At 59.8% G+C, this 12,026-nt stretch carries 10 protein-coding genes; 2 read left to right on the top strand and 8 right to left on the bottom strand.

Annotated elements, in window-relative coordinates; all coding sequences use genetic code 11:
• A partial coding sequence (locus ACRESD_RS22080) for a hypothetical protein (RefSeq protein WP_431752850.1) occupies positions 1-62 on the bottom strand: 62 nt, incomplete at its 3' end.
• 388 nt (positions 63-450) lie between these two features.
• On the opposite strand from ACRESD_RS22080, the gene map reads away from it, so the two are divergent.
• Positions 451-1,233, top strand: coding sequence for a type I methionyl aminopeptidase (gene map / locus ACRESD_RS22075; RefSeq protein WP_431752849.1), 783 nt, complete (start codon positions 451-453; stop codon positions 1,231-1,233).
• 63 nt (positions 1,234-1,296) lie between these two features.
• The gene (locus ACRESD_RS22070) at positions 1,297-3,999 is read left to right on the top strand and encodes a [protein-PII] uridylyltransferase (RefSeq protein ID WP_431752848.1); all 2,703 of its coding nucleotides are present in this window, start codon (positions 1,297-1,299) and stop codon (positions 3,997-3,999) included.
• A 109-nt stretch (positions 4,000-4,108) separates the two neighbouring features.
• On the opposite strand, the gene ACRESD_RS22065 is transcribed toward ACRESD_RS22070, so the two are convergent.
• From ACRESD_RS22065 to hslV, 7 genes are all read right to left on the bottom strand, one after another.
• Entirely contained in the window at positions 4,109-4,729 is a 621-nt protein-coding gene (locus ACRESD_RS22065) for a TetR/AcrR family transcriptional regulator (RefSeq protein WP_431752847.1), read from the bottom strand.
• A gap of 27 nt (positions 4,730-4,756) precedes the next feature.
• Positions 4,757-6,439, bottom strand: coding sequence for a class II poly(R)-hydroxyalkanoic acid synthase (gene phaC / locus ACRESD_RS22060; RefSeq protein WP_431752846.1), 1,683 nt, complete (start codon positions 6,437-6,439; stop codon positions 4,757-4,759).
• 89 nt (positions 6,440-6,528) lie between these two features.
• Positions 6,529-7,374, bottom strand: a complete 846-nt coding sequence (phaZ, locus tag ACRESD_RS22055; RefSeq protein WP_431752845.1) for a poly(3-hydroxyalkanoate) depolymerase — start codon at positions 7,372-7,374, stop codon at positions 6,529-6,531.
• 166 nt (positions 7,375-7,540) lie between these two features.
• Positions 7,541-9,220 carry a class II poly(R)-hydroxyalkanoic acid synthase gene (gene phaC / locus ACRESD_RS22050; protein WP_431752844.1) on the bottom strand — a complete coding sequence of 560 codons (1,680 nt, stop codon included), beginning with the start codon at positions 9,218-9,220 and terminating at the stop codon, positions 7,541-7,543.
• A 248-nt stretch (positions 9,221-9,468) separates the two neighbouring features.
• A complete protein-coding gene (locus tag ACRESD_RS22045; RefSeq protein WP_431752843.1) occupies positions 9,469-9,846 on the bottom strand; it encodes a gamma-butyrobetaine hydroxylase-like domain-containing protein in 378 nt (125 codons plus the stop codon).
• Between the two features lie 156 nt (positions 9,847-10,002).
• Positions 10,003-11,340, bottom strand: coding sequence for an ATP-dependent protease ATPase subunit HslU (gene hslU, locus ACRESD_RS22040; RefSeq protein WP_431752842.1), 1,338 nt, complete (start codon positions 11,338-11,340; stop codon positions 10,003-10,005).
• Between the two features lie 37 nt (positions 11,341-11,377).
• A complete protein-coding gene (gene hslV / locus ACRESD_RS22035) occupies positions 11,378-11,908 on the bottom strand; it encodes an ATP-dependent protease subunit HslV (protein ID WP_431752841.1) in 531 nt (176 codons plus the stop codon).
• Positions 11,909-12,026 lie beyond the last annotated feature (118 nt).

The following is a 12,026-nucleotide window of genomic DNA, read 5'->3' as shown; positions in this document are numbered from 1 at the left end:
CGGGTCTGGTGACCGAAGTGCACACCGGCCTTCAGCATATCGCGCATGTTGACTTGGGACATGATAGTTCCTTAATAAGTCGGGTTTGGCCTCCACGTATCCCAATGACCAACCAGCGGCATCAAGGCCTCCGGCACCCAGGTCATCGTGTCGACACGTGTGTGGATTTAAGCTTCACGGGGCATCCCCGGAAAGCGGCGCATTTTATACCACACGAAGTCGAAAAACGAAACCCGCAATGACATATGCCGTCCATCGGCTTTGCGTAAGCCTTTGAATAGCCCCAACATGCCCCCACCTTATAGAGAGAAGCGATCATCAGAGGCTCATGATTTGACGCCAGCGTCTGTTAGAATCGCGTTTTTTGGGGCTTGTGCGAATTTTGTAACACTATTGCCGCGCACCCGTGAACCGTATTGATTTCAGCGCCTCGCGCTAGAGAGAGCCTGTATGACCGTTACTTTGAAAACCGCCGAAGACATCGCAGGCATGCGCGTTGCCGGCAAACTGGCTGCCGACGTGCTGGAAATGATTGCCGAACACGTCAAGCCCGGTGTGACCACCGAAGCGCTGGACCGCATCTGCCACGACTATATCGTCGATGTTCAAAAAGCCATCCCTGCCCCACTGAATTACAAGGGTTTCCCCAAGTCGATCTGCACGTCGATCAACCACGTGGTCTGCCATGGGATTCCAGGCGACAAACCATTGAAAGACGGCGACACCCTGAACATCGACGTCACCGTGATCAAGGATGGCTATCACGGCGATACCAGCCGCATGTTCCACGTCGGCAACGTGCCGGTCTGGGCGGAGCGCCTGTCCCAGGTCACCCAGGAGTGCATGTACAAGGCCATTGAGATCGTCAAACCCGGCTGCCGCCTGGGCGACATCGGCGAAGTGATCCAGAAGCACGCCGAAAAGAACGGTTTCTCGGTCGTTCGCGAGTTCTGCGGCCATGGCATCGGCAAGGTGTTCCACGAAGAACCCCAGATCCTGCACTACGGCCGCGCCGGCACCGGCATGGAGCTCAAGGCGGGCATGACCTTCACCATCGAACCGATGATCAACCAAGGCAAGGCCGACACCAAGGTGCTGGGCGACGGCTGGACCGCCATCACCAAGGACCGCAAGCTCTCGGCCCAGTGGGAACATACCTTGCTGGTCACCGAAACCGGCTACGAGATCTTCACCCTGCGCTCGGATGACACAATTCCACGCATTTCGGCGTAAAGCTTGCTTGGGTTTTCCGAACTGTGTTGTGACTGACTGATAGATAGAAAGGAAAGCCGATCGATGCCCCAGGTGGATCCCGAACTCTTCGACCGTGGCCAGTTCCAGGCCGAACTGGCGCTGAAGGCAAGCCCCATAGCCGCGTTCAAGAAGGCTATCCGCCAGGCCCGCGAGGTACTCGATGAGCGCTTTCGCAGTGGCCGGGACATCCGCCGACTGATCGAAGACCGCGCCTGGTTCGTCGACAATATCCTGCAGAAGGCCTGGGAACAATTCAGTTGGAGCGAAGACGCCGACATTGCCCTGGTGGCGGTCGGCGGCTACGGCCGGGGTGAATTGCACCCCTACTCCGACATCGACCTGCTGATCCTGCTGGGCAGCGCTGATCACGAGATCTTTCGCGATTCCATCGAGCGTTTTCTCACCTTGCTGTGGGACATCGGCCTGGAAGTCGGCCAGAGCGTACGTTCGGTGGACGAATGCGCCGAAGAGGCCCGGGCGGACCTGACGGTCATCACCAACCTGATGGAAAGCCGCACCATCGCTGGCCCCGAGCGCCTGCGCCAGCGCATGCTGGAAGTCACCAGCACCGCGCACATGTGGCCAAGCAAGGATTTCTTCCTGGCCAAGCGTGCCGAGCAGAAAGCCCGACACCACAAGTACAACGACACCGAATACAACCTGGAGCCCAACGTCAAAGGCTCGCCCGGCGGGCTGCGTGATATCCAGACCATTCTTTGGGTCGCCCGCCGCCAGTACGGCACCCTGAATCTGCGGGCGCTGGCTGGCGAAGGCTTCCTCGTCGAGAGTGAAAATGCGCTGCTGGCCTCCTCCCAGGAATTCCTGTGGAAAGTGCGCTATGCCCTGCACATGCTCGCCGGACGCTCCGAAGACCGCTTGCTGTTCGACCATCAGCGCTCCATCGCCACCCTGCTGGGTTTTGAAGGGGAAGACGCGAAGACCAGCATTGAAAGCTTCATGCAGCAGTACTACCGCGTCGTCATGAGCATCGCCCAACTCAGTGACCTGATCATCCAGCACTTCGAAGAAGTGATCCTGGCCCCCGAAGATGAAGCGCCGCCACAACCGATCAATGCGCGCTTTCAGCTGCATGACGGCTATATCGAAGCACGCAACGACAACGTGTTCCGGCGTACCCCGTTCGCGATGCTGGAAATCTTCGTGCTGATGGCCCAGCAGCCGGAAATCAAAGGCGTGCGCGCCGATACCATTCGCCTGCTGCGGGAAAACCGTCACCTCATCGACGACGACTTTCGCAACGACATCCGCAACACCAGCCTGTTTATCGAGCTGTTCAAGTGCAAGATCGGCATCCACCGCAACCTGCGCCGGATGAACCGTTACGGCATTCTCGGGCGCTATCTGCCGGAGTTCGGCTTTATCGTCGGACAGATGCAGCACGACCTGTTCCACATCTATACGGTGGACGCGCACACCCTGAACCTGATCAAGCACCTGCGTAAGCTGCAGTACACCCAGGTGTCGGAGAAATTCCCGCTGGCCAGCAAGCTCATGGCGAAGCTGCCCAAGCCCGAACTGATCTACCTGGCCGGCCTGTACCACGACATCGGCAAGGGCCGGCATGGCGATCACTCGGAAATCGGTGCAGTGGATGCCGAAGCCTTTTGCCAGCGCCACCAATTGCCGCTGTGGGACAGCCGCCTGATCGTCTGGCTGGTGCAGAACCACCTGGTGATGTCGACCACAGCGCAACGCAAGGACTTGTCTGATCCACAGGTGATCCACGACTTTGCCGGGATCGTCGGCGATGAAACCCGCCTCGACTATCTGTATGTGCTGACCGTCTCCGACATCAACGCCACCAACCCCACGCTGTGGAACTCGTGGCGTGCCAGCCTGTTGCGCCAGTTGTACACCGAGACCAAGCGCGCCCTGCGTCGTGGCCTGGAAAACCCGGTGGACCGCGAAGAACAGATCCGTCGCACCCAGAGCGCTGCCCTGGATATATTGGTCCGTGGCGGCAACGACCCGGACGACGTCGAGCAGTTGTGGTCGCAACTGGGTGACGATTACTTCCTGCGCCACACCGCCGGCGATGTCGCCTGGCACACCGATGCCATCCTGCAGCAGCCGGCCGATGGCGGCCCGCTGGTGCTGATCAAGGAAACCACCCAGCGTGAATTCGAAGGCGGCACGCAGATCTTCATCTATGCGCCCGACCAGCACGACTTCTTCGCCGTGACCGTGGCCGCCATGGACCAGCTCAACCTGAACATCCATGACGCCCGGGTCATCACCTCCAGCAGCCAGTTCACCCTCGACACCTACATTGTGCTCGACACCGACGGCGACTCGATTGGCGATAACCCCGTGCGGGTGAAAAAAATCCGCGAGGGCCTGACCGAGGCCCTGCGCAATCCCGACGACTACCCGACGATCATCCAACGCCGGGTTCCGCGACAGCTCAAGCACTTTGCCTTTGCGCCCCAGGTCACCATTTCCAACGACGCCCAGCGCCCGGTCACCGTGCTGGAGCTCAGCGCGCCGGACCGTCCGGGGCTGCTGGCACGTATCGGCGGGATTTTCCTGGAGTTCGACCTGTCACTGCAGAACGCCAAGATTGCGACCCTCGGCGAACGAGTGGAAGACGTGTTCTTCATCACCGATGCCAATAACCAGCCGCTGTCCGACCCGGAGCTGTGCCTGCGTTTGCAGGAAGCCATCGTGCAGCAATTGAGCGTAACCCAGGAACCCGGCGTAGAACTCACGCGCCTGACGATCTAAAAAACAAGCAGGCCCAGTGTGGGAGGGGGCTTGCCCCCGATAGCGGTGTGCCAGTTCAAGATGATGTGTCTGATCTGTCGCCATCGGGGGCAAGCCCCCTCCCACATTTTTAGTCCAGGTCATCCAGATACTTCAGGGCGAACTTCTCGGTCGCCTGTCGTATCGGTAGCAGCAGATGCGGTGCCACTAACATCATGATCTGGTACACCACCACCCGCACCTCGCCTTCACGGTCGAGAATCCGCTGGTAATCCAGGGAAAACAGCAGGGTCATGGTGATCTGCTCCACCAATTGTCCCAGTGCCTGGGTCTCACTGACCAGTTGTCCTGCCGACTTCAACCGCGCCAGCAATGAAGCCAGCGTACGCTTGAGCGCCGTGAGCAGACTGCGAATACCCTTGGCCAGTTTCGGCAGGCGTCCGGCCAGGTTCGACAGGTCTTGGAACAGAAAGCGATAGTGGGCCATGCGCTCGACGATCAGGTGCAGGAACAGCCAGTAATCTTCGGCCTCCAGCTGCGCGTTCGCGGGCGGATCAAGCAGGGGCGCCAGCTCACATTGAAAGCGCTCGAACAGCCCGAGCACCAGCGGTTCCTTGCCATGGAAGTGGTAGTAGAGATTGCCTGGACTGATCCCCATTTCATTGGCCACCTCCATGGTCGACACATTGGGCTCGCCCTTCTGGTTGAACAACTGCAGGGCACATTCAAGGATACGGTCGCGGGTCTTCATCCAGTCTTCTTAAAAGGTTCGTTGAGCTCAGCGCACCCGCACATAGGTGCCCGGCGCTGCTTCCATCGGTGGGTAGTTCTGGTTGCCCAGGGCGGTGAGGGTTTCGCGCTGCACGCCCGAACGCTGCGTAATCCACTCCAGCCATTGCGGCCACCAACTGCCTTCGACGTGATTGGCGTCGTAATACCAGGCGCGTGGGTCGCTGCTCAGCTTGGGGTTTTCGACATAGTTGGCCTTGGGGTTGCCAGGTGGATTGAGGATGCTCTGGATATGCCCGCTGTTGGACAGCACGAAGCGTCGCTCGCCGCCCAACAATTGGGTGGAGCGATACACCGCATCCCACGGTGTGATGTGGTCGTTGATTCCGGCCACGCTGAAGCTGTCCACCGTGACCTTCTGCAAGTCGATCGGCGTGCCGCACACTTCCAGGCCGCCGGGGTGGCTCAAGGGGTTGTGCTTGAAGAAGTCCAGCAGGTCGCCATGCAGCGCGGCGGGCAGGCGGGTGTTGTCGTTGTTCCAGTACAGGATGTCGAAGGCGGGCGGCTCCTTGCCCAGCAGGTAGTTGTTGATCCAGTAATTCCAGATCAAGTCGTTGGGGCGCATCCAGGCGAATACCTTGGCCATGTCGCGACCGTCCAGTACACCCTGCTGGTAGGAGCGGCGCTTGGCGGCTTCCAGGGTTTGCTCATCAGCAAACAGGGTAGCGGGGCTATCGATCTGGCTGTCGAGCAGGCTGACCAGATAAGTGGCGCTGGAGATACGCCGCAGCTGGCGCTTGGCTTGCAGGTGACCTTGCAGGGCGGCAATGGTCAGGCCGCCGGCGCAGGCGCCCATCAGGTTGACCTCCCGGGCGCCGGTGATCGCCCGGCACACATTGAGTGCTTCCTCCAACGCTGCGACATAGGTGGAAAGGCCCCATTCGCGGTGACGCACATCGGGGTTGCGCCAACTGATCATGAAGGTTTGCAGGCCGTTCTTCAGGGCGTATTGCACAAAGCTATTAGCGGGGCTCAAGTCGAAAATGTAGTACTTGTTGATTTGCGGCGGCACGATCAGTAACGGTTTGGCGTACTGTTTTTCACTCATGGGCTTGTACTGGATCAACTCCAGCAGCTCATTGCGAAACACCACCGAGCCTGGCGTAGTGGCCACTGTCTTGCCCACTTCGAAGGCGTGCTTGCTCACCTGGCGCGGCAGGCCATTGTTGTGCAGCAGGTCTTCGAACAGGTTGCTCACTCCGCGCACTACGCTGTTGCCCCCTGAGTTCAACAGCTCCTTGACGGCCAGTGGGTTGAGCAGGGTGTTGGAGGGCGAAACGGCATCATTGAGCAGCGAGAAGGCGAAGTGCGCGCGGGCGCGGTCGTCAGCGTTCAGCGAGCTGTCATCGATCCAGTGGCGCACCTGTTTCTGCCAGCTCAGATAGGCTTGCAGGCTGCGCCGGTAGAGCGGGTTGAGCTTCCAGGTGGGGTCGATGAAGCGACTGTCGCTGGGATTGGGCTCATGTACGGTTTCGCCCAGCAGCACACGCCCCAACTGGCCGCCCAACGCCAGGGCATGACGGGCGGTATGTACCGGGTTGCGCAAGCCATGGGCTGCCACGCTCCGTAAGGTCGACAACAGGTCTCGTCCCCTGAGACCGGTGATCGCATTTTGCGCATTAATGAACGCAGCGGGGGTGGGCGCCGGGTTCGTCACGGATCTTTCTCGCATGAGCCAACACTCCTTGGTCAAGTCATCAAGCAGGCACGCCAATTCAGAACCATAGCCGGTTCCTGGCAAGTTGCGCGGCGGTGTGGTCCTTACACCGCGGGACGCGGGTGAATCACAGCCCGCAAGCGCTCCTCTTCAAGAAACTTCATGATGATCGGCGCCACGGCTTCGGCCCGGGTGATCAGGAACAGGTGGCCGTCATCGATGATGTGCAACTGCGCGTTGGGAATGCGCCAGGCCAGCAGACGCATGTTGATCAGCGGGATCAGTGGGTCATCGTCCCCCGCCAGCACCAGGGTCGGCTGGCGGATCTTGTGCAGCCAGTGGATGCTGGTCCAGCCCAGTCCGGCAAACAACTGCCAGTAGTAACCCAGCTTGCCGGCCGAGCGGACTTTGCTGGCGTGTTCGGCGGCGAGTTTGGAGTCGCGGCGGAATGAGCCGCCATAAATCATCGGCGCAATGCGCACCACGTGGGATGGTTGGATATAACGGCGAGGGCTGGCCATCAGCCACAGTACTTTTGGTTTGCCCGGCACCATCACCGCCCCCGCTGCCGTGGCTGCCAGGATCAGCTTCTTGCAGCGCTCCGGGTAGTCATAGGCAAACTGCTGCGCCAGCGCTCCGCCCCAGGACACTCCCACCGCATTGACTTGGCCATAGTCGAGGTAATCGAGCATGCGCGCGGTGAGTCTGGCCAGGCCCGGAAAGCGATAGGGCACGCTGGGTGTCGAGGAGCCGCCGACCCCTGGCACGTCAAATGCGATCACTTCCAGGTCCGGGTCCAGCGCCTGGACGAACGGAAACACCAGCTCAAGGTTGGCGCCGATACCATTGAAGATCAGCAGCGGCGTCAAGTGAGGCTTGCCCGGGCGTACCGCCGTGCGGATGGTTTGGCCATCCAGGTCGATGGTACGGAAGATGAACGGTTGCGGCATGCTCAAGCCCTGTCAGGTGGTGCAAAGATCGAATGGACAGCTCGGTTCATGTGGGAGCTGGCTTGCCTGCGATAGCATTCTGTCAGTTAGCCCATCAGTCAGCTGACCCACCGCCATCGCGGGCAAGCCAGCTCCCACACTGACCTCATTTCAACCACACACGTGCTTAGCGCTCATGGACATAGGTCCCCGGCGCCGCCTCAGCTGCGGCATAGGTCTTGTTACCCAAGCTTGCAGGAGCCTTCTTCAGTTTTCCCGCCCGCTCTGCCATCCATCCCTGCCAGTGCAGCCACCAGGAGTCGGTGTGCTTGGTGGCATTCTCCTGCCAGTCCAAGGCCTTGCCGGTCAGGCTTTCGCTGGTCTGGTAACGCGCCTTGGGGTTGCCCGGGGGGTTGAGGATGCTCTGGATGTGCCCGCTGCTGGACAGCACAAACTCCACCTTGCCACCGAACAGTTGCGCCGATTTGTAGCAAGACTGCCATGGCGTGATGTGGTCGTTGGTGCCGGCCAATGAATAGATATCCGCGGTGACCTGCTTGAGGTCGATCGGCGTGCCGCACACTTCCAGGGCGTTGGCGCGCACCAGCGGGTTGTTCTTGAACAGTTCGATCAGGTCGCCGTGGAAGGCGGCGGGCAGACGCGTGGTGTCGTTGTTCCAGAACAGGATGTCGAACACCGGTGGCTCGTTGCCCAACAGGTAGTTGTTGACCCAATAGTTCCAGATCAGGTCGTTGGGACGCATCCATGCGAACACCTTGGCCATGTCGCGACCTTCCAGCACGCCGGCCTGGTAGGAGTGGCGCTTGGCCGCTTCCAGAGTCTGTTCATCGACGAACAGCGCCACCTGGGTGTCCAGGGTGGTGTCCAGCACGCTCACCAGCAGGGTCAGGGCGTTGACCTTCTTCTCCCCCAGCGCCGCGTAGTGGCCGAGCAGCGCAGTGCAGGTGATGCCTCCGGAGCAGGCGCCGAGCATGTTGACGTCCTTGCTGCCAGTAATCGCCGTGACCACATCCACCGCTTCCTTGAGCGCCTCGATGTAGGTGGACAGGCCCCATTCACGCTGGGCCTTGGTCGGGTTGCGCCAGCTGACGATAAAGGTCTGCTGGTTATTGCGCAGGCAAAAACGCGCCAGGCTTTTATCTGGGCTCAGGTCGAAGACATAGAATTTGTTGATCTGCGGCGGCACCACCAGTAGCGGGCGTTCGTGCACCTGTTCGGTGATCGGCTTGTACTGGATCAGCTCCAGCACGTCATTGCGAAACACCACCGCACCTTCGCTGGTGCCCAGGGTCTTGCCCACTTCAAAGGCACCCATGTTGACCTGGCTCGGCATACCGCCGTTGTGCACCAGGTCTTTGGCGAGATGGGAGAGGCCATCGAGCAGGCTTTTGCCACCGGTTTCAAAGAAACGTTTGACCGCCGCCGGATTGGCCGCGCTGTTGGTGGGGGCCATGGCTTCGGTCATCAGGTTGATCACGAAGTGACCACGGCTGATGTCCTGTTCCGACAGGTTGCTGTCGCCGATCCAGTCGTGCAGTTCCTTGCGCCACGCCAGGTAGGTTTGCAGGTAGCGTTTGTAGAGTGGGTTCTGGCTCCAGGCCGGATCGGTGAAGCGACGGTCGTCGCCCTCGGGCACCAGCTGGGATTTGCCGAACATCACGTTTTTCAATTCAACGCCGAAGTGGGCGACGTGTTTGACGCTGTGCAACGGTTGCTTGATGGCTTGGGTCAGCACCATCTTCGCCGAGGCCAATAAATCCTTTTTGCGTAACGCGATGATCGGGTTCAGCCCCAGGGTATTTTCCGAGGCTTGGCGTTTCAAGTCATCGTTGTTCTTGTTACTCATCTACGACGCTCCATTGTCCGAAAGACGAGTACCGGGTACCGCTGTGCGCCAAGTTTCGATGCACAACACAAGCCAGGTACGCGACTCGGGTGACCGTTGATACCGCATCGTCAAATGCAGGGAACTTGCCAGTTCCATTGGTTACCCGAGTTTAATTTTTTTCGCAAGCGGGCCAATCGTTGGCCACGAGACAGGGCATTCAAGCAGATGAAATTAGAAAATGCTCTCTAAAGAGCAAGAGGCCTGAGCTAGAGCATCAGCCGTACGACAGACTCGTTCGGGTCACGGGTTTTTCCGGCGGCCTTGAGTTCAGCCAGGTAGTCGGCCCACAGCGATTCCTGGCGCACAGCCAGTTGGTAGAGGTAGTCCCAGGTGAACAGTCCGCTGTCATGGCCGTCGTCGAAGGTCAGTTTCAGTGCGTACTGCCCGGCCGGTTCGATCTTGATCAGGCGCACGTTGAGCTTGCCGAATTGCAGGATGGGTTTGCCGTGGCCCTGGACCTCGGCGGAAGGCGAGTGCACCCGCAGCAGTTCGGCGGGCAACTGATAGACCTCATCGGGCCCGTAGGTGAGGCCGAGGGTGTTGGAGGTTTTGTGCAAATTTACAGCAGTAGGAAATTTCGACATTAGAGATAACCCTGAGGAGCCGGCTCCAAGCTAAAAAGTGTGGGAGGGGGCTTGCCCCCCGATAACGGTGTGTCAGTCAATATACATCTATCTGACAGACCGCCATCGGGGGTAAGCCCCCTCCCACATTTGAAGCAAAGCAGTTCTATATGAGCTTTACAGGATATAACGAGACAGATCTTCGTTTTGCGCCAATTCGCCCAGGTGGCTGTTGACGTAGTCGGCGTCGATCTTGATCGCTTCGCCATTCTGCGCACCGGCCATGTCGCCGGCGCTGAAGGACACTTCCTCCAGCAAACGCTCAAGCAGGGTGTGCAGGCGACGGGCACCGATGTTCTCGGTCTTCTCGTTGACCTGCCACGCGATCTCGGCCAGGCGCTTGATACCGTCCGGCTGGAATTCGATACCCAAGCCCTCGGTTTTCAACAGCTCACGGTATTGCTCGGTGAGCGAGGCGTGCGGTTCGCTGAGGATGCGCTCGAAGTCGCCCGGCGTCAGTGCCTTGAGTTCCACGCGAATTGGCAGGCGGCCTTGCAGCTCCGGCACCAGGTCGCTTGGCTTGCTCAGGTGGAATGCACCGGAGGCGATAAACAGGATGTGGTCGGTCTTGACCATGCCCAGTTTGGTGTTCACGGTGCAGCCTTCGATCAGTGGCAGCAGGTCGCGTTGTACACCTTCGCGGGATACATCGACGCCGCCAGCGTTGCCGCGCTTGGCCACCTTGTCGATCTCGTCGATAAACACGATACCGTGCTGTTCGACCGCTTCCAGGGCCTTGGCCTTGAGCTCTTCTTCGTTGACCAGGCGCCCGGCTTCTTCGTCGCGCACCAGTTTCAGCGCTTCCTTTACCTTGAGCTTGCGGCTTTTCTTCTTGCCCTTGCCCATGTTGGCAAACAGGCTTTGCAGCTGGTTGGTCATCTCTTCCATGCCCGGTGGCGCGGAAATATCGACGCCAGCATGCTCGGCCACTTCGATCTCGATTTCCTTGTCGTCCAACTGGCCTTCACGCAGACGCTTGCGGAATAGTTGGCGGGTGTTGGAGTCCGAGGCCGGCGCGGCGTCTTCGTTGAAGCCCATGCGTGCCGGTGGCAGCAGGGCGTCGAGGATACGTTCTTCGGCTGCATCTTCCGCGCGGTGGCTGACCTTGGTCATTTCCTGCTCGCGCAACAGCTTCAGCGCAGCGTCAGCGAGGTCGCGGATGATCGACTCGACATCGCGCCCCACGTAGCCCACCTCGGTGAACTTGGTGGCTTCGACCTTGATGAACGGGGCGTTGGCCAGTTTGGCCAGGCGACGGGCGATCTCGGTTTTACCGACGCCGGTCGGGCCAATCATCAGGATGTTCTTCGGCGTTACTTCAACGCGCAGTTCTTCGGGCAATTGCATCCGGCGCCAGCGGTTACGCAGCGCGATGGCAACGGCGCGCTTGGCATCGTCCTGACCGATGATATGGCGGTTAAGTTCATGGACGATTTCGCGGGGAGTCATGGACATAGTGTTTTGCGGCCTCAAGCGGGAATAAGCCTACGGCTTACTCGGCGAGGTCCTGCTCCTCAATGGTCTGGTTGTGGTTAGTGAACACGCAGATGTCGCCGGCGATACCCAAGGCGGTTTCGACGATTTCCCGGGCCGACAGGTCGGTTTTCTTCAGCAGTGCGCTGGCGGCCGCTTGGGCATAACCACCGCCGGAACCCATGGCGATCAGGCCATGTTCAGGCTCAACCACATCGCCATTGCCGGTGATGATCAGGGAAGCGTCTTTGTTCGCGACGGCGAGCATGGCTTCCAGGCGGCTGAGGGAGCGGTCGGTGCGCCATTCTTTGGCGAGCTCGACAGCGGCACGTACGAGGTGGCCCTGATGTTTTTCCAACTGGCCTTCGAAACGTTCGAAAAGGGTGAAGGCGTCGGCGGTAGCGCCGGCAAAGCCCGCAAGAACCTGGCCGTGGTATAGACGACGGACCTTTTTGGCGTTGCCTTTCATCACGGTGTTGCCAAGGGAAACCTGGCCGTCGCCGCCCATGACGACTTTGCCGTTACGGCGGACAGATACGATGGTGGTCAAGGGTCTTACTCCACACTAGCGGGGCGATGTGCCCGAATGCAGAGTCAGATGGGGACTAGGAAGGCGGGGTTCAAGTCCTGCGCCGACCGATGATCGTGCTTTCCGCACGCCGCCGGTC

It is taken from the genome of Pseudomonas sp., assembly GCF_050739995.1.
In the GTDB taxonomy this organism is placed as follows: domain Bacteria; phylum Pseudomonadota; class Gammaproteobacteria; order Pseudomonadales; family Pseudomonadaceae; genus Aquipseudomonas.
The sequence above is the reverse complement of the archived record's forward strand: the minus strand, read 5'-3'. Positions and strand labels throughout refer to the sequence as shown.